This is a genomic window from Blautia marasmi, assembly GCF_900258535.1.
GTDB classification, from domain to species: Bacteria; Bacillota; Clostridia; order Lachnospirales; family Lachnospiraceae; genus Blautia; species Blautia hominis.
Window position 1 is genome coordinate 5,888,092 of record NZ_OIWX01000001.1, and the last position, 19,188, is coordinate 5,907,279.

The 19,188-nt window shown below is 48.8% G+C and carries 14 protein-coding genes; 6 read left to right on the plus strand and 8 right to left on the minus strand.

Going from position 1 to position 19,188, the window contains the following annotated elements:
* The first annotated feature begins 337 nt into the window (after positions 1 to 337).
* A complete protein-coding gene (gene carB, locus C6P39_RS26030; RefSeq protein WP_095172607.1) occupies positions 338 to 3,559 on the plus strand; it encodes a carbamoyl-phosphate synthase large subunit in 3,222 nt (1,073 codons plus the stop codon).
* Between the two features lie 66 nt (positions 3,560 to 3,625).
* A complete protein-coding gene (locus C6P39_RS26035; protein ID WP_104805682.1) occupies positions 3,626 to 4,570 on the plus strand; it encodes a DMT family transporter in 945 nt (314 codons plus the stop codon).
* Between the two features lie 62 nt (positions 4,571 to 4,632).
* On the opposite strand, the gene C6P39_RS26040 is transcribed toward C6P39_RS26035, so the two are convergent.
* A complete protein-coding gene (locus C6P39_RS26040) occupies positions 4,633 to 5,214 on the minus strand; it encodes a cyclase family protein (RefSeq protein WP_095172605.1) in 582 nt (193 codons plus the stop codon).
* Positions 5,215 to 5,270: 56 nt separating this feature from the next.
* On the minus strand, positions 5,271 to 5,927 hold the full coding sequence (locus tag C6P39_RS26045; protein ID WP_104805683.1) for an HAD-IA family hydrolase: 657 nt from the start codon (positions 5,925 to 5,927) through the stop codon (positions 5,271 to 5,273).
* A 224-nt stretch (positions 5,928 to 6,151) separates the two neighbouring features.
* On the opposite strand from C6P39_RS26045, the gene C6P39_RS26050 reads away from it, so the two are divergent.
* Positions 6,152 to 7,510 carry an MATE family efflux transporter gene (locus C6P39_RS26050; protein WP_095172603.1) on the plus strand — a complete coding sequence of 453 codons (1,359 nt, stop codon included), beginning with the start codon at positions 6,152 to 6,154 and terminating at the stop codon, positions 7,508 to 7,510.
* 143 nt (positions 7,511 to 7,653) lie between these two features.
* Here C6P39_RS26050 and yaaA read toward each other — a convergent pair whose 3' ends face one another.
* Positions 7,654 to 8,394, minus strand: coding sequence for a peroxide stress protein YaaA (gene yaaA, locus C6P39_RS26055; RefSeq protein ID WP_104805684.1), 741 nt, complete (start codon positions 8,392 to 8,394; stop codon positions 7,654 to 7,656).
* 162 nt (positions 8,395 to 8,556) lie between these two features.
* Here yaaA and C6P39_RS26060 point away from each other — a divergent pair, with 162 nt between their 5' ends.
* The gene (locus tag C6P39_RS26060) at positions 8,557 to 9,231 is read left to right on the plus strand and encodes an HAD family hydrolase (RefSeq protein WP_104805685.1); all 675 of its coding nucleotides are present in this window, start codon (positions 8,557 to 8,559) and stop codon (positions 9,229 to 9,231) included.
* On the opposite strand, the gene C6P39_RS26065 is transcribed toward C6P39_RS26060, so the two are convergent.
* From C6P39_RS26065 to C6P39_RS26080, 4 genes are all read right to left on the minus strand, one after another.
* Complete coding sequence (locus C6P39_RS26065) at positions 9,185 to 9,487, minus strand: cysteine-rich small domain-containing protein (protein WP_095172600.1); 303 nt, start codon at positions 9,485 to 9,487, stop codon at positions 9,185 to 9,187. The genes C6P39_RS26060 and C6P39_RS26065 overlap by 47 nt on opposite strands.
* A gap of 68 nt (positions 9,488 to 9,555) precedes the next feature.
* Complete coding sequence (locus C6P39_RS26070) at positions 9,556 to 9,978, minus strand: bacteriohemerythrin (RefSeq protein WP_065541319.1); 423 nt, start codon at positions 9,976 to 9,978, stop codon at positions 9,556 to 9,558.
* Positions 9,979 to 10,045: 67 nt separating this feature from the next.
* A complete protein-coding gene (locus C6P39_RS26075; protein WP_104805686.1) occupies positions 10,046 to 13,981 on the minus strand; it encodes an ATP-binding protein in 3,936 nt (1,311 codons plus the stop codon).
* Between the two features lie 13 nt (positions 13,982 to 13,994).
* Positions 13,995 to 15,536 carry an extracellular solute-binding protein gene (locus C6P39_RS26080; protein WP_104805687.1) on the minus strand — a complete coding sequence of 514 codons (1,542 nt, stop codon included), beginning with the start codon at positions 15,534 to 15,536 and terminating at the stop codon, positions 13,995 to 13,997.
* 155 nt (positions 15,537 to 15,691) lie between these two features.
* Here C6P39_RS26080 and C6P39_RS26085 point away from each other — a divergent pair, with 155 nt between their 5' ends.
* A complete protein-coding gene (locus tag C6P39_RS26085; protein WP_095172597.1) occupies positions 15,692 to 16,858 on the plus strand; it encodes a cation diffusion facilitator family transporter in 1,167 nt (388 codons plus the stop codon).
* Positions 16,859 to 17,000: 142 nt separating this feature from the next.
* Positions 17,001 to 18,476 (plus strand): IS1182 family transposase, encoded by a 1,476-nt coding sequence (locus C6P39_RS26090; RefSeq protein ID WP_242987073.1) that lies wholly within the window; start codon positions 17,001 to 17,003, stop codon positions 18,474 to 18,476.
* A gap of 33 nt (positions 18,477 to 18,509) precedes the next feature.
* On the opposite strand, the gene C6P39_RS26095 is transcribed toward C6P39_RS26090, so the two are convergent.
* Complete coding sequence (locus C6P39_RS26095; protein ID WP_158661696.1) at positions 18,510 to 19,166, minus strand: lysoplasmalogenase; 657 nt, start codon at positions 19,164 to 19,166, stop codon at positions 18,510 to 18,512.
* Between the last annotated feature and the right edge of the window lie 22 nt (positions 19,167 to 19,188).

Genomic DNA, 19,188 nt, shown 5'->3' on the forward strand with positions numbered 1-19,188 from the left:
ACTGCAAATTTTATCTACATTTTTCGGGCTATTTATACTTGCGGCAAAATATAGGACTATGCTATAATTGTCCCTGATGAAGGCGTGATACACAGGCGTTACTATTCACAGCCCTGCAAAAAACGCAGTTCTGTGAATAGTAACGCGTTTTGCGATGCACAGATATGGAACATTCTGCTCCATATCGCGCTGGCTATCTCGGGATTTTCATGCGCAGGCGCATAAAAACACCTCGCGGGATAGTGGCTGTGGATGGTAAAATACAGGCCTTCTATTATCATGTTCCGCCAAATTTCCATGGCGGATTATAAAGCACAAAGAAAAATGGAGGATAGCTATGCCAAAGAGAAATGACATTCACAAAATTCTGATCATCGGTTCCGGCCCTATCATCATCGGACAGGCCTGCGAATTTGACTATTCAGGAACACAGGCATGTAAAGCATTGAAAAGCCTGGGCTATGAGATCGTACTGGTCAATTCCAACCCGGCAACCATTATGACAGACCCGGCAACAGCTGACGTTACTTACATCGAACCGCTGAACGTGGACCGTCTCACAGAGATCATTGACAAGGAAAGACCGGATGCCCTGCTTCCCAACCTGGGCGGACAGTCCGGACTGAACCTCTGTGAAGAGCTGTACAACGCAGGCGTTTTAGAAAAATATAAAGTAGAAGTCATCGGCGTTCAGGTTGACGCCATCAACCGCGGCGAGGACCGTATCGCTTTCAAAGAGGCTATGAATGAACTGGGAATCGAGATGGCTAAAAGCGCACCGGCCTATACGGTTGAGGAGGCAGTGAAGATCGCTTCCGAACTGGGATATCCCTGTGTCATCCGTCCGGCCTACACCATGGGCGGCACCGGCGGCGGCATTGTATATAATGAGGAAGAACTCCGCAAAGTGGCAGCCCGCGGTATTGCGGCATCTATGGTAAACCAGATCCTCATAGAGGAGTCTGTCATCGGATGGGAAGAGCTGGAAGTGGAAGTTGTCCGCGATGCAACAGGCAAGAAAATCTCCATTTGCTTCATAGAAAATATTGACCCCATGGGCGTGCACACAGGTGACTCCTTCTGTTCCGCTCCTATGCTGACCATTTCCCAGGAAGTACAGGACCGTCTGGAAAAACAGGCACACGCCATCGTGGAATCTATCGGTGTCATCGGCGGAACCAATGTGCAGTTTGCTCATGATCCTAAGACTGACCGTATCATCATCATTGAGATCAACCCCAGGACTTCCCGCTCCTCAGCACTGGCTTCCAAGGCTACGGGCTTCCCCATTGCCTATGTATCCGCACTGCTGGCTGCAGGGCTTACTCTCTCAGAGATTCCTTATTATAAGGGAGGCTCTCTGGCAGATTATAAACCGTGCGGCGACTATGTGGTTGTAAAATTTGCACGCTGGGCATTTGAAAAATTCAAAAAAGCGGAGGATAAACTGGGCACCCAGATGAAAGCTGTGGGTGAGGTGATGTCCATCGGCAAGAATTATAAGGAAGCACTCCAGAAAGCCATCCGCTCCCTGGAAAAAGGCCGCTATGGTCTTGGATTTGCAAAAGACTTCCATGAGCTTTCCCTGGACGAGCTGTACCTGAAACTGAGCGAGCCTACCAGTGAGAGACAGTTTATTCTCTACGAAGCCATCCGAAAGGGTGCGCCTCTTACCAAACTGCATGAGATGACCCGTATCAAAATGTGGTTCCTGGAGCAGATGAAAGAACTGGTTGACCTGGAGGAAAAGATCCTTGCCTGCCGCGGCGGCAATCTGCCTGACGAACTGCTGATCCAGGCTAAGAAAGACGGATTCTCAGACAAATACCTGGCACAGCTTCTGGATGTGGATGAATGGGAACTGTTCCGAAGAAGAGAGTCCCTGGGTATGAACGAACGCTGGGATGCGGTTCCGGTAAGCGGTGTGGAAGAACCTGCTGCCTACTACTACTCCACCTACAACGGGGAGGATAAAGCACCTGTATCAAACGGCCGCAAGGTCATGGTCCTGGGCGGCGGTCCAAACAGGATCGGACAGGGTATTGAGTTTGACTACTGCTGCGTACACGCTGCCTTCACACTGCGCGACCTGGGCTTTGAGACCATCATGGTCAACTGTAACCCTGAGACAGTATCCACAGACTATGACACTTCAGACAAGCTGTACTTTGAGCCGCTGACCGTGGAAGATGTCATGTCCATTTACAATAAAGAAAAACCCCTGGGTGTCATTGTGCAGTTTGGCGGCCAGACTCCGCTCAACATCGCGGCGGAACTGGAGAGACGCGGCGCTCACATTCTGGGTACTTCCCCGGCTGTCATTGATATGGCTGAGGACCGTGATCTGTTCAACGCTATGATGAAAAAGCTGGATATCCCCATGCCGGAGTCCGGAATGGCAGTCAATGTGGATGAGGCTCTGGAAATCGCCCACCGCATCGGCTATCCCATGATGGTTCGTCCTTCCTATGTACTGGGCGGCCGGGGAATGGAAGTGGTATACGATGACAATATGCTCCGCGACTACATGGCAGCAGCCATTGATGTGACGCCGGAACGCCCCATCCTTATGGACAGATTCCTGCAGAACGCGCTGGAGTGTGAGACGGACGCCATCTCTGACGGTTCCAACGCATTTGTTCCTACCGTGATGCAGCATATCGAACAGGCCGGTGTCCACTCCGGTGACTCTGCCTGCGTGATCCCGTCCGTGGAAATCTCTGAGGAGAACAAAAAGCTCATCCGCCAGTACACCACAGCCATTGCCTGTGAGATGGGTGTAGTCGGTCTGATGAACATGCAGTACGCAATCTGTGAGGGTAAGGTTTACGTTCTGGAAGCCAACCCACGTGCATCCCGTACGGTACCTCTGGTATCCAAGGTCTGCAATATCAACATGGCGAATATTGCCACAAAGCTCATGGCATACGAACTGACCGGGGAGCGTCCTGACGTGACTTCTTTCTCTGAAAAAGCACATCCGTACTACGGTGTGAAGGAAGCGGTGTTCCCATTCAACATGTTCCCTGAGGTTGACCCCCTTCTGGGACCGGAAATGCGCTCCACAGGCGAGGTTCTGGGACTGAGTGAGTCCTTTGGTCTTGCGTACTATAAGGCACAGGAGGCAGCAGGTGCCAAGCTTCCGCTGTCCGGCAATGCACTGGTAAGTGTGAACAAAGGCGACCGTGTACAGGCTTTGGAAGTTGCGAAACAGCTTCACGAGCTGGGCTTCACCATTGTATCCACAGAAGGCTGCGGCCAGTATTTCACAGAAAACGGGGTTCCCTGCAAGATTCTCAAAAAACTGCAGGAAGGCCGTCCGAATATCTACGACGCTATGGTAAACGGGGAAGTGGACCTGATCGTAAACTCTCCTGCCGGAAAGCAGAGTAAATACGATGATTCATACCTGAGAAAGACCGCCATCAATAAGAAGATCCCTTACCTGACCACCATGTCCGCAGCGCTTGCAAGCGCCAAAGGCATTGCAGCGGTCATCCGTAAGGAACACGGCTCTTTGAAATCCCTGCAGGAATACCATAAGAGTCTGGAAGCGTAAAAAAACAGCTGCTGTTTTGCCTGCAGCTATGAAGGTACCAAACAGTCAAAGAAGGAGTTTATATACATGACAGCCAAACAATCTAAAAATTTTATGCTGCTGTTCACCGCCGCAGTCATCTGGGGAGTGGCCTTTGTGGCGCAGAGCGTGGGCATGGACTATGTAGGTCCCTATACATTTAATATGGTAAGAACTCTGCTTGGCGGTCTTGTCCTCATCCCCTGCATTTTCCTTCTGGGCAGAAAAAATGCCCGGAAGGACCCTGATAAGAACCAGTCCTCCCAGGCACTTGACCGTCCCCGTGACTTGATCATAGGCGGCGGTCTGTGCGGCCTGATGCTATTTATATCCACCTCTCTTCAGCAGGTGGGCATTCAGTATACTACTGTGGGTAAAGCGGGATTTATCACCGCATTGTATATCATCATTGTGCCCATTCTCGGTATTTTCATGAAAAGGAAGCCTGGACTGCGTATCTGGATCAGCGTGGTGACCGCACTGGTGGGATTGTATCTTCTGTGTATGACAGGAAGCCTTTCCCTGAGCAAAGGAGACTTTCTTATTTTGATCTGCTCCTTCTGTTTTTCCATCCATATTATGGTGGTGGATCATTATTCAGCGAAGGTGAGCGGAACCAAACTCTCCTGTATCCAGTTTTTTGTGACGGCTGTTCTGTCGGCGATTCCCATGTTTCTTCTGGAAACGCCGAAGATGAGCAATATTCTGCAGGCATGGCTGCCCATCCTCTATGCGGGAATCCTTTCCTGCGGTGTAGCCTATACCTTCCAGATCATTGGTCAAAAGGGCTGTGATCCTACCATTGCTTCCCTGATCTTAAGCCTGGAATCCGTCGTTTCCGTTCTGGCGGGATGGGTCATCCTTCACCAGCACCTGTCTGCCAAAGAGATGATCGGCTGTGTTCTCATGTTCGCTGCCATTATCCTGGCACAGGTCAATCCCAAAAGAGAGGGTGCAGACACAAACTCCCTGGAAGGGGAAACGGTATCCTGAAGCTATAAGACCATGGTGCAGATTAAAAAAAATGGTGCCGGCTGTATACCGACACCATTTTTTTACATTTCTATAAGGACCGGACGCACAGGTGAGCCGTCCAAATCTGCCATTTTCATTGGCTGAGCTGCCAGAAAATACGCTCCTTTGGGAACCTCTCCCAATACAAGCCCCTCTACAATGACGATCTCCGCCCCCAAAAGGATCCGATGTATCTCCTTCTGGGTATCCGGATCTCCTACAGTCTGGTCCTCCACACCGATCAGATCCAGTTCTGCCCCCGCACAAACAGATGCAGCTTGGGGTGTCAGCAGGATATGGCCTTTTAAAAGCAGCTTTTTCGTGCCGTCCGCAAGCATCCGCTCCATATCTTCTGCCTGTACTGTACCTGTAAAGTCTGCAACTTTGCAGGTTCCCATACATTTTTCCAGGGGGATCCTGTCCACTCCGTGCTTTCCTGCACAAAAGTGCTTTGGCGCGTCTAAATGTGTACCGTTATGGCTTCCCATGGTGAGCACTGTGAGATTACAGGCATCTCCTTTTTCTATCTCATAGTAAGGTGTTTTTCCCGGCACCGGGTCTCCCGGATACGCCGGGGTTGAAAACAGCTCTTTTCCTATATCATACATTTTCTTTACTTTCATGTGTAATTCCTCTTTTCCCTGTATCCGTTTCAGGCTTCTGCGCTATTCCCTGCCTTTCACTGGCCTTTCAGCAGGTATTCTTCCAGTTCTTTCACACTTTTCACGATCTTGTCCGCACCGGCTTCTGACAGCTCCTCATAACTGCCGTATCCGTATGTAACTCCAATGCAGGAAACACCAGCCTGTCTTGCACCGTTCACATCCTGGTTCCTGTCCCCGATCATGACAACGTCCTCTCTTCTGTCCCGGTATCCCAGTCTGTCAAGGATGATCTCAATGACATCTGCCTTGGACATTTTCATCTTATCCGGGTCACTGCCCACGATTTCCTGAAAGTATCCCGTCAGTCCGAAATGTTCCAGGATCCGTTTCACCAATCCGTCCGGCTTAGAGGAGGCCACGCCCAGTGTATATCCCTTCCCGTTCAGGGTCTCCAGCATTTCCTTGATGCCTTCATAGGGGCGGTTCTCAAAAAGTCCTGTCACATTATACCGTTCCCTGTAGTAATGGACACCCTTAACCGCCTCCTCCTCAGACATACCACAGTAGCGCACAAACTGTTCCAGCAGAGGCGGGCCTACAAACACTTCCAGAGCCTTCAGATCCTCAGCCTCTCTTCCCAGCTTACGCAGCGCATACTGGACTGATCTTGTGATTCCCTCCCCGGATGCAGTCAAAGTGCCGTCCAGGTCAAATAACAATACTTGATACATATTTTCTCTCTCCCTTGGCAGTCATAAGTTGCTGTTCACAGTTACGATTCACCGTATACAGAACGCGTCATTTTTTCATTATAGACAAAAACCTGCCCAAAAACAAGAACAAGTCAAAATATTATAGATTTTTCTCCAATTATTGTATGACATTTTTATAAGAATCCTTTATACTAAAAGTTAGCATGCATAAATGCAATATAAATTTGGAGAGGTCTTACATAATGGAAATAGCAGCAACAAGACGATCAACCTTTTATAAAGACATGTTCCGGCTGGCACTGCCCATTGTCATCCAGAACCTGATCACCACAGCGGTCAGCTCTGCCGATGTGATCATGCTGGGCTGGGTCAGCCAGACTGCTCTGGCAGCCGGCTCCCTGGCAAGCCAGATCATGTTTATCCTGAACCTGGTGTATTCCGGCATCGCTTCCGGTGTTATTATGCTGGCAGCACAGTATTGGGGCAAACAGGATACAGAAACCATAGAGCGGATCATGGGAATCGGTATGCGGTTATCCATCCTCATATCCTCCCTGTTTTTTGTGCTGGCCTGTTTCTTTCCCAGACTGCTCATGGTGATCTTCACCTCAGACCAGGAGCTTATCGCTGCCGGCATTCCTTATCTGAGGATCGTGGGCATCTCTTACCTGTTCATGAGCATTTCGCAGGTTTACCTGTGCACCATGCGCTCCATTGAGAGGGTGATCTTTGCCACTGCCACCAACGCGTCCGCTTTGGGGCTGAATATTATATTGAACGCGGTATTTATTTTCGGGCTGTTCGGGCTTCCCAGAATGGGGATCATAGGTGTCGCCATGGCCACCACCATAGCAAGAGGTGTGGAGCTTGCCATCTGTCTTTTAGATGCCTGCCGTTTTAAAACCATACGTTTCCGGCCCAAAACGATCATAGAGCGCCATAAACTGCTCTTTAAAGATTTTATCCGCTATTCCCTTCCGGCCTTTGGCAATGAGGTCTCCTGGGGTGTGGCGTTTTCCATGTACTCTGTGATCATGGGACATCTGGGCAGCGACATGGTAGCTGCCAACGCCGTGGTCATTGTAGCCAGAAATCTGGGTACTGTGGTCTGCTTTGGCCTTGCCAATGCCGGTGCCATCCTGCTTGGCAAATCCATAGGCGCGGGATTTATGGATACTGTGAAGGAGGACTCCACACGGTTCTGCAAGATCACGTTTATCAGCGGAATCGTAGGGGGAATCATTATCTTCCTTCTGCGTCCCCTGTTTATGAACATGGCTGACCTGACTCCCACTGCGCAGGGATATCTGAGCACCATGCTCTATATCAATATGTACTATGTACTGGGACAGGCCATGAATACCACGGTCATCTGCGGTATCTTCCGCTCCGGCGGTGATTCCCGATGGGGATTTCTCTGTGACTTTATTGATATGTGGCTGTTCGCAGTTCCATTGGGCTTTATCAGCGCCTTTTTGCTGAAGCTTCCGCCTATGTGGGTTTATTTCCTTATCTGTCTGGACGAATTTGTAAAGATGCCCTTTATCTACCGGCATTACAAGAGTTACAAATGGCTGCAGAATATCACCAGGGATTTCTGACATTCCGTATAACAAAGCCTTCCCGGATATCTTTGCTGATATCCCATACAACAAAGCCTTCCCGGGTATCTTTGATGATATCCCGTACAATAAAGCCTTCCCGGATATCTTTGCTGATATCCCGGGAAGGCTGTCTCTTACTGCTATTTCAGAAAAACCAGCTCCTTCTCCGTAGAACGGCTGGGGTCAAACCCATAGGCAAGACCGGAAAACTCTTTTATCTCTTCCGGTTGCGTAAAATCCTTCTCAGAAAGCCACCGCACCATCTCACCTCTTGCCATCTTCGCCATAGTCCCCTTTACCTTTACTTTTCCATCCAAAAGCTCCCCGAAAATACAGGTGACAAAACGCATTTCCCGGTCCGTATATTTTTCTGCTGTCCTGCTGTATTCTTTAGATGCCAGATTCAGTATAAACTCTTCGCCTTCTGCCAGTTCTCTGTAAATCCTGTCCCCCCAGAAGGCATATAAGTCTCTTGTCCGGTCCATTCCCAATTTTGCCTGCATCTCCAGGCGGTAAGGGATCACTCCGTCCATAGGTTTCAGCACACCGTAAAGTCCTGACAGGATCCGCAGGTGCTCCCCCACATACACCCACTGCTCCTTTGAGAACACCTGGGGCGCCATATACTGGTACTGGATCCCCTCATAGGACAGAACCGCAGGTGTCATATTTTTATCCAGCTCCAGCTCCTTCAGCCTTAGAAAATTTTCTTCGGCGATCCTGTCATTACACTGCCAAAGCTTTTTCAGCTCCCCATATTCCATCGCTTTGAGTCTGTCTCTCAAAAGCTTTGCCTCCTCTATAAAAACAGGCATGGTTGTCTCAAAAGGTTCATCTGTATTTATATTCATCTTCTTCGCCGGTGAAATAATGATCTTCATATGTAATTCTGTAACTGTCTTACGCCTTCACAATGTTACGGATCTTAACGCTCACAGTTACCTGCTCCTTTCTCTTCCTCCAAAAAGTTTAGCACAATCACGGATTCTATGCTATAATAGATTTGCTTTTTTGTCTGAGAAAATTTTACAGGAGATAAACATATGAATATAAAAGCAGTGATTTTTGATATGGACGGGCTGATGTTTGATACAGAGCGCCTGATGAAGGCAGGATGGGAGGAAGCCAGCCGTGAGATGGGATTTACCCTGACAGAATATCATTTAAGCCAGATGCGCGGGGGAACAAGGGAACGGAGCAGTAAACTTTTTGAAGAATGGTTCCAGGGAACCGTGGACTATGATCAGGGCCGTGCCATCCGGACCCGATATCAAAAAGAATATATTGAGAAACACGGTGTACCCGTGAAGAAGGGACTGATGGAACTCCTTACATACTTAAAGGAACATGAGATTCCGGCTGCGGTTGCCACCTCCACCCCCAGATGTGATGCTTCCCGTTACTGGGACATGGCAGGTGTTACAACGTATATCGCTGCCTCGGTGTGCGGGGATGAGGTTAAGAACGGTAAACCGGACCCGGAAATCTTCCTGACCGCCGCGGAAAAATTACAGACACCGCCGAAGCAGTGCCTGATATTGGAGGACAGCCTAAACGGCATCCGCGCTGCCAAAGCCGCAGGCGCCTGGTCCTGTATGGTGCCTGACCTGACCCCTGCAGTGGATGAGATCCGCCCGTTCTGTGACATCATATGTGAAGATTTGTCCCAGGTCATTCCTTATCTGGATTCCTGCGGTTCTTTTTTGCAATCTCCATGATCTCGTTATATTTGCCTGTAATGTACCCGAAATTATCCCTTTTGTGGGGAAGGCCGCATTTGCTGCAGTCCTTGATGCCTTCTTTGGTATAGTGAAAATTCCCTCCGCACTGGTCGCCCAGGGCGTACAAAGGACAGTAGCAGAACAGACAGTTAAAATTTTCCGGGTCATTTGTTTTGTGACAGGGAAAGTATTCGCAGTCCTTATGGCTGAAAAAGGCGTACTGTTTGCCCTCCCAGTATTTTTCCTTGCTCATAATATCAGCCTTTCTATTGTCATGAATGAAAGGAGGCGGGGCACCTAAGCACCCGCCCTCTTATTATCTTACAGTCTCTCCGGATTGGAGCGCATAAATTTGTACTCAGCTACGGAACGGTCAAATCCTTTGATATGGTCATATAACCAGTCCACAACATTTTTTTCCACCTGTTTTACAAAGTTTTCGGTGGGGCCTTCCTCTTCCTCCAGCATCTCCTGAAGCTCTTTCACTGCCTGGCGGAATTCGTTATGTTTTTCTCTGTGCTTTTCCAGTCCCGGATATTCGATCTCCTCCTGGAGCTTTTCCTCTGCACTGAAATGAAATTCTGTGTAGTCTAGCAGGTAATCCAGCATTTTAACTGCCTTTACCTTACCCTGTCCATCCTCACAGCTCTCCAAAAGCTGGTTGATCTTACCAATCAGCTCCTTGTGCTGGGAATCGATCATGTCATTACCGGTTACCAGAGATTCATCAAATTCTGCTCTCATTAATCAATACCTCCTGTACATTCTATTAACCATTATCTGCAGAACAGATAAGAGTTACCAAAATCAGTTACTGTTTTCTGCTGCCTGTGACCTTTAACAGCATCTGCAGCAGTTCCTTAAAGTCTATGGGCTTTGCCAGGTGGCCGTTCATGCCGCTCTCAATAGACTTTTTCATATCCTCGTCAAAAGCATTGGCCGTCATGGCAATGATCGGTATGGTCCTTGCGTCTTCCCTGGGCAGCTTCCGTATCTCCTTGGTGGCCTCCAGGCCATCCATAACCGGCATACGGATATCCATAAGGACAGCGTCATAATATCCCGGTTCTTTTTCAGAGAATGCTTTCACGCCCTGAAGCCCGTTGTCAGCCCGCTCCGCCCGGATTCCATGAAGGTTCAGGATCGAGCCTGCGATCTCCGCATTCAGTTCGTTGTCCTCCACCACCAGGACTCTTTTGCCCCGCAGTGTATCTGTCTCTTTTGAAACATTCTCTTCCTCTTCCTGCTTTGTGCCGTCTTTCAGGGTAATGGCAAAGGAGAAGGTGCTGCCCTTGTCAGGCTCGCTCTCCAGGCTGATCTCCCCATCCATCATCTGCACTAACTGGCTGCTGATGGCAAGCCCAAGGCCTGTTCCTCCAAACCTGCGCGCCGTACTCTCGCCTGCCTGTTCAAAGGAATGGAAGATCCGCTTCTGGTCCTCTGCCTCGATTCCGATCCCCGTGTCCTCCACAGAGAAGGAAATCTCCGTCTGATCCGGTGCCGTTCGGCGCTGGTTCACAGCAAACAGGATATGTCCGTCTTTGCCGGTAAATTTCAGCGCATTTCCCAGAAGATTGATCAACACCTGTTTCAGATGCATGGCGTCTCCCACCACCCATTTCTGCACAAAATGTGTTTCCGTAGTATAGATGATCCCCTTCTGGACAGCCTGAGGCCTGATCAGATCATCAATATCCCTCACCCACTGCTCCAGGTCAAAATCCAGCAGTTCCAGTTTCATCTTGCCGCTTTCAATCTTGGACATATCCAGTATATCATTAATCAGCGAAAGAAGATAGTCCGAAGAGGTACTGATTTTTTCCAGATATGTCTGCACCTTTGGCGGCACCTCTTTATCCTGCATGGCAATTTCCGTCATACCTATAATGGCATTCATAGGTGTCCGGATCTCATGGGACATTCTGGAGAGAAATTCGCTTTTTGCCTTGCTGGCCTGGTCATAATGGACTTTGTTTAAGTTATTCTCTATGATCTTGGCAGTCTCCTGGATGTTGCTCTGCTCCTTTTTATCCCACAGAACCGCCCCTTCTTCTGCCAACAGCGTTATGGAGCCTATGTATTTTCCGCCATCTGTCATGGGGACGCTGAAGCCCCTTTTTGTCTCAGGCAGCATGAGAAACTTCCGCTGCTGCTCTGTCATCTGTTTCCCGTCAAGCAGGAAAGGCTCTCTTCTGTACTGTTCTGCAAGCGCTTTGAATTCCTCCGCGGTAAAACGCTTCATATCTTTCTCCTGATGATCTGCAGGATTCTTATGCCACTGATGGGAAATATAAGCAGTATGGAAATCCCGGTCCACGGAAGTCATCAGGATATCCGTTGCCCCGTAATAATGCCCCATCTTGACAAAGAGCACTGACAGAATGGACGCCATATCCCCGCCCTTATCAAAGAAGTTCAGGGTGAGGGAAACCATATTAAGCTGGGGACCGCTGGTGATGCTGGCTATATCGTTGATCTCCGTCAAGATGTTTTCTTTGGTCTGGCTTGGGATCTCCCGGTAGAAATACACCCTGCCGTCCTTTTTCTGCTTTGCAAAAGTCAGGGCACAGCGCACCCGGCGCAAAAGCTGGACATATCCCAGGTTAGCGTTATTCCTCATACAGGCTCCTGCGGATAGATGAATGCTGAATTCTGCCCCCTGGTAAAGCTGGGCGATCTCTTTTCGCACCTCATCTAAAAACTGCTCTGTCTCCTCCCCGGTAAACTCTGCAAGCCAGATGAGGATCTCATCTCCGCCCTGGCGCACCAATATGATCTCTCTTGCCTCTGTCCGCTTTAGCTGTTCTTTTTTTGTAAGGAGCAGACTTCCGATCTCTTCCAGGATCACATCCCCGAAGATAAGGCCATAGGTTTCATTCAGTATCCGGAATTCATCCAGATCCAGAAGCGCCATGCATCCACTGTCCCCACGGGCAAGCACCTCTGTCAGATACCGCCGTCCCTCTCTCTGTGTATGCAGTTTTGTGATAGGGTCCCGCTTTGCGGATTCAATCTCCCTGAGTTCCTGCATCTTCTGTTCATGGATATCCCGAATGCTGCCGATGATCTTGCTTTTCCCGCCGTTCTCATCCCGGATCACCTCACCCTTTAGCAGTCTCCAGCGGAATTCCTCAGCGCTCTCTCTTTTTCCGCGGAATTCTATATGGATCTCATCTTCCTCCCCGGAGAATGCTCTTTTTAACTTACTGATATCCTCCGTAAAAGTCCGGCTGCTTAAAAGCTCCAATTCCTCCGTGATCTTATATCTGACTGCCTGTCCGTCACGCTGGGGGTAGTTGAACAGTTCAATTTCCTCTTTGCCTAGATCATATGTAAAGAAAATATCATCACTGCTCTGCAGCGCAATGCGGTACCTTTCCTTTTCCTCTGTCAGTCCCCTCTCAGCCACTTCCTGCCGTCTAGTCAGATTTTTCACCACATCATACAGCTCATCCACCTCCGATACACCGGAGGCTTTAAAATGTTCCAGACTCTTGCCGGTACTGCTGCGTATACATTCTGCCAGACGCCGGATGGGGTTGGTCACATGGTTCGCCACCAGGTAGGTGCAGATAATCCCAAATACAAGGGCTACCAGGATCGCTGCCAATACCTTCCACAAAATCTGCTGTCCGATCCCGAAAATGGCATCGTCCTTCTGAATTCCCACAAGGAGCCATTCCTCATCCTCAAAAGGCGTATTCGTATTGTAGAGATGCAGCTTTTTCGCCGATGCATAAAGCTTTCCGTCATCTTCGTCTTCATCCAGAGTATAGACCTGGTCAAATTTACTCTCCTGGACATTCAGATACGGCCCCAGCGCCCGGAGCCGTTCTCCCAGGACTCCGGAGGCCACAAGAGGGGCCCACTTGTTCTTCTCTGTGCTCTTAACCAGCAGATACCCGCTCTGTTCATTTTTATTCAGTTCGCCGGCCGGAAGCATATCCACAATATGGCTGCTGGATACCTCCACGCCCATAACCCCGTACACCACCCCATTGCTGATCAGGGGAACCGAGTAGGTAAGCGCAGGATATTCCCCGCCGCTCTTACCCTCGTTTAGAGAAAAGGGACTGCTCCAGTACCCAAGGTTTGTATAGCTGGCATTTGGGTTTTCCAGTGCCGCTTCATAGGGTTTGTAAAAGAAGTTATCCCTGGAATTCTTCCCGGAAGGCTCAAACGTAAAATCCGTAGTCCAGTAGCTGTCCAGGGCAACCCCTGTCTGATGGACAATATCCCTGCCTCCGCGCTCCATGAGCACATCAGAGTAATCCAGTGAATTTGCAGACGGGTCAGCATCTCTGAAATAATATCCCCTGCATATCCGGCCGCCCTCTTCGTTTTCCCCGTCCTGATTGGCCAAAACCAGGAAACTGCCTGTCACCTCATTTTTTCTGAGCTGATAGAGGCTTGAGAGTGCCGTATTCTGCAAAAGCTGTTTCTGGAGCTGTCCGTCGTCCAGAAACTCCTTTACTGTGATCCGGTTAGATGACAGAAGGGAGTCCAGCTCCCTGCTGATCTTCTCCTCATTTTCACTGACTTCCATCCAGTGCTGGACCATATTGTTTTCTAACGTGATCTTCCTGTTCTCCACTGTCTGTTCCATGATTCCCACAGCATAGGAGTCCAGCAGCCGCATTGTGCCGCCGATCAGGACGGTTCCGTATGAAAGAAGGCTTTGTATCACAAGCACCGCAATGAGAGGGATGCAAAACAGAGCCAATATAGTCCACTTTCTTTTCCTCATTTTATATTCCGCCTTATTCTGCTTTATTCATGATACTCTGCAAAGCTGCAACAAAATCATCATACCAGCTCTGGAAGGATTCCTCAGACACATATGATGCGCATGCCTCCTCCAAAGTCTGCCCCTGGGCGATCAGCTCCTGCACAGCCTTCCGGTCCTCCGCGGCCTTATCCGCCAGATTATATTCCAGAACTTTCCTGGCTTCTGTTCCGTTCTCAAAAGCCTTGGTCGTATAGGGCGTTGCATTCTCAAGCGTACCGAACAGGCTGTCTAACACATCGTAAGTCTTGTCCGGAATCTCCAGTCCCTGCCCGTCAACCACCTTGTCAACAGCCTCCAGGGAGTTTGCTTCCTTCTTTACCGGAAGATATCCTGACGCGCAGCTGAAGCGGATGTTGTTCTCCGTCTCAGTGAACCATTTCAAAAACAGCACGGAGGCGTATTCCTCCTCCTTTGTTGTCTCTGTGACTACCATTCCGGCTCCCTGCTGCACAATATAATTCCCTCCGTCCGCAAAAGAAGGTGCGGGGAGGACCACATAGTCGATAGGGTAAACATTGTCCTCCTGTTCCACCTCATCGGGAAAATACATGGATGCCGTGGAGGAGCCTGTAAATGCCAGGATCTCTCCTATTTTTACATCATCTGAGCGGAATTTGCCGTATGCGGTAAAGTATCCCTTCACAAAGGGCACGTAGAAATTATCCCATATTTTCTTCATGATCTCTTTGTCCGCTGCAACGGAAGCTTTGCCGTTCTCCACCTGAAAAATATCCTGGCCAAGCTGTTTGGAGCCTATGACAAAAAGGTTCGCAACCGAATCTCTTCCATAAAATGCTTTTCCGTCCTCCGGCACATCCGGGGTCAGGGAGTCTGTCCACTCGTAATACTTTTGGGCGGTTTCCGTTACACCTTCCAAGGTGGAGAGGTCTTCCAGTGACGCCCCGGCTGCCTCCGCGAATTTATCCCAGTCTGTCTTGTTCATCATGAAGATCTCACTGGACTTTGCCGTGGGGAAAATACGGAGTGTATTGCCCTCACCGATTCTTCCCTCCTCTATGTAGGAATCCACGTATTCGTCCAGCTCCTCCTGAGACATATAGGCGGAAATGTCTGCCAGCTTTCCTCTGCTGTCCACCGTATAGGCTGCATCTGCGTAAGCGGAAAAAATATTGGGCATTTCCTGGGCACCCACTTCCTCATTCAGGGATGCCATGACTGTATCCTCCAGCTCATTTACATTTCCCTGGCTGTAACCTTTTACAAAAATACCCTTTTCTTTTCCCACAGTCTCATTGAACTCATTGACCAGCTCGTCAAAAGCCACCTGCTGGGCACCGTTATAGTAATGCCAGACTGTGATGGAGATGGGTTTGTCCGGATCGAGTTTCACCGCAGCCTGGTCATCCCCATCCTTCGCTTCTCCTTCTTCCTCCTGCTTCGCCTGTTCCTCATTTCCGGTCTTGGTGCTGTCATTACCGCATCCCGCAAGGAGACCGGCAGTCAATGATGCTGCCAGAAACAGGCAGCAGATATATCTCATTCTCTTTTTCATATGTAATTACCCCTCTGTTATCTATATTTCATTCCCTATAATCATATCATTCGCATACGGGAATGTAAATCTTTTTCCTGCTTTCTTGCGTCTTTCCAAACTTTCGTATAAAATAAACAGAGGATTTCACAAAATCTGTATTTGGAGGAAGATATATGATTCAATTATTATCACGTCTTTTTATTAAGGATCATAAGAACACAGCTGCGCCTAAGGTACGACAGGCCTATGGGATCTTAAGCGGTGCCGTAGGGATTTTTCTCAATCTCCTGTTGTTTGCCGGGAAATTCGCGGCGGGCATGTTGAGCGGTTCCATTGCCATAACGGCGGATGCCTTCAATAACCTGTCTGATGCCGGTTCCTCTGTGATCACGCTTATCGGCTTTAAGATGTCCGGTCAGAAGCCGGACCCGGAACACCCTTTCGGCCACGGAAGAATTGAGTATATCTCCGGTCTTTTTGTATCGGTAGCTGTATTGATCATGGCATTTGAGCTGGTAAAATCGTCCATAGAGAAACTGCGCCGCCCCGCTCCGGTGGACAGCAGCCCTCTGATCCTTGTCATCCTGTGTGTCTCTATCCTGGTAAAAATGTATATGGCTTATTATAACAAAGCCCTCAGCCGGAAGCTGGACAGCGCAGCCATGTCCGCCACGGCCGCTGATTCTCTCAGTGATACCGTGTCCACAGCCGTTGTGCTGGCTGCCACTTTGATTGGACGCTATACCGGCATTCTCATTGACGGGTGGTGCGGTATCCTGGTCGGACTCTTTATCTTTTATACCGGTATCCAGGCCTTAAGGGAAACCATGAATCCTCTGCTTGGGCAGCCTCCCAAGGAGGACTTTGTAAAAAATATCGAGTCCCTTGTCACTGCCCACCCCACGGTCCAGGGCATTCATGACCTGATCGTCCATGACTACGGTCCCGGCCGTCTCATGATCTCCCTCCACGCCGAGGTGCCTGCAAGCGGCAATATCCTGCAGATCCACGATGAGATAGACAACATCGAAAAAGAGCTGCAGGAAAAGCTGCACTGTTCCGCCACCATACATATGGACCCCATTGTTACTGACAACGTCCATATCAATCATTTGAAAGCGGAGGCAGACCGTATCATCAGCGAAATTTCACCCAGGCTTACCATGCATGACTTCCGCGTGGTGGAGGGGCCAACCCATTCCAATCTGATTTTTGACCTGGTCATCCCCCACGATTTTCCCATGACAGAGGTAGATGTTGTAAACCGGGTCAAGGAGCAGATCCGGGCACTCCAGGGCTGTTACTATGCAGTCATCCAGGTAGACCATAGTTTCGCTTAAAAAAAGAGGAAAGCTGCGCGCACAGCTTTCCTCTCAGACTGTAGACAATCGCCCTCTTTTTGGAGGCGGTTGTCTATTTTTAGTTTAACCTGTCCTTTCCAGATGGTATAATAGGATCATCAGGAAAGGCAGGTTTTTCTTTATGATGGGGAAAAAAGATAACGCAGAAAGAACACAGATGGAAATCGCAAGTCTGGAGGATCTTGTACCTAGAAACCATCTGGTACGGAAGCTGGATGAAGCAATTGACATGCGTTTTATATATGAGGAAGTGAAAGATTTATACAGTGATTTTGGACGTGAAAGTATCGATCCGGTTGTATTGATTAAAATTGCCATGATCCAGTACATTTTCGGGATCCCTTCCATGCGCAAAACAATTCGTGAAATTGAAGTGAATTTTGCTTACAGGTGGTATCTGGGCTATGGAATGCATGAGGAGATCCCTCATTTCTCCACCTTTGGCAAAAACTATTCCAGACGTTTCAAAGACACGGATCTGTTTGAGAAGATCTTCTCAAAGATACTGTCCGAGGTTGCAGCAAATGGTTTTCTTGATACAGAAAGCCTGTTTATTGACGGCACTCACATCAAAGCCAGTGCCAATTCTCATAAATATCATAATGAGGTTATCCGAAAAGAAGCACGCAGTTATGAGAAGGAACTGCAGGAAGAAATCAAAAGGGATCGTCAGGAACACGGAAAGAAGCCACTGAAAGAAAAAGAAAAGGAACCGGAAATGATCACACAGAAGGTCAGCACCACTGACCCTGACAGCGGCTGGTTCCATAAAGGTGAGCATAAGCAGGTCTTTGCCTATGCTGCCAACACCTGCTGTGACAAGAATAATTATGTTTTGGATTTTGAAGTGACTGCGGGGAATGTCCATGACAGTGTGTCATTCTGGCATTTATACCGACGATTAAAACAGGATTGGAAATATGGGATATACTATGTAATGGATGCAGGATATAAGATACCGTCAATCGCCCGCCAGCTGATAAAAGATGGAAAGACTCCGGTCATGCCATATAAAAGGCCTATGACTCAAGCTGGTTTTTTCAAAAAATATGATTATGTATACGATGAATTCTTTGACTGCTATCTATGCCCGGATCACAAAGTGCTTCATTACACCACAACAAACCGTGAAGGGTATCGGGAGTATAAAAGTGACTGGCTTGTTTGCCAAAGCTGTCCTCACCGTGATCGTTGCACAAACAGTAAAGATTCCGTAAAAGTAATTACGCGTCATGTATGGGAAGACTACATGGAGCAGGTCGAAGAAATCCGTCATACAATCGGAATGAAAGAACGATACAAAAAACGCAAGGAAACTATAGAGAGAGTCTTTGCAGATGCAAAGGAAAAACACGGAATGAGATATACGCAGTACAGAGGTCTGGCTAAGATAAAAATGGAGCTAAACCTCTTATTTGGCTGCATGAATCTAAAGAAGCTGGCAATTTGGAAATGGCGGATAAAATGGGGAGCGAAATACCGCTCTTCATCATTGCAATTTTTCTTTTCCAGCATAAAATTTAGATTTGAAAACTGGAAATGGGCAAAAAAACGGTTCGCGGACATGATATCGCGAACCGTTTTGTCTACAGTCTGAGAGGAAAGCTGCGCGCACAGCTTTCCTCTTTTTTTATCCCGGCAGATATCTGCACACAGCCAGCAGGTATACTGCCCCATAGTACAGGACCAATAGTATCTTATCTAATTTCCTGCTGTTTTTCTCACCCAGCAGGTTGACAGCCAGTATGGTATCCGACGCCACAAAGGCTGCTCCTCCAAGAGCGGCCGCGGCCCCGGACGGTCCCGGTGACTTTAGAAACACCGTCCCTGCCATGGAACACATGGCACAGAGAAAGGCCACATAGAGTGCCCCTAACACTGCCAGCTTTCCCAATTTCCTGATATAAGGCCTGAGTATGGCAAAGAGCACTGCATACACACAGCACAGCAGAACGAATGTATACCAGGCAGGTGAAGCCAGACACAGCAGCCCCCCGATAAAGCACACATGGGCTGCGGCAAACACCGCGGCTCCCGTCACAAAATGTACCTCCAGCAGCGCATCCGCTGTCATACAGAAAATGGTTCCCGCTGCGATAAGCCAGGATACCCGGCTCTGCTCCCTAAGTGCCAGATATAGAGCCGGCAGCACTGCCATCCATGTGGCAGAAACTTTATAACCAATCTCTTTTCTGCCTGTTTTATGCTTTTTCCGCACATACGTGGTTCCCAGAAAAATCATCAGCACCGCTGCTGCTGACAGAAAAAATATTTCCCATCCTTTCAAGCACATCCCCCTTCCCCCAGAC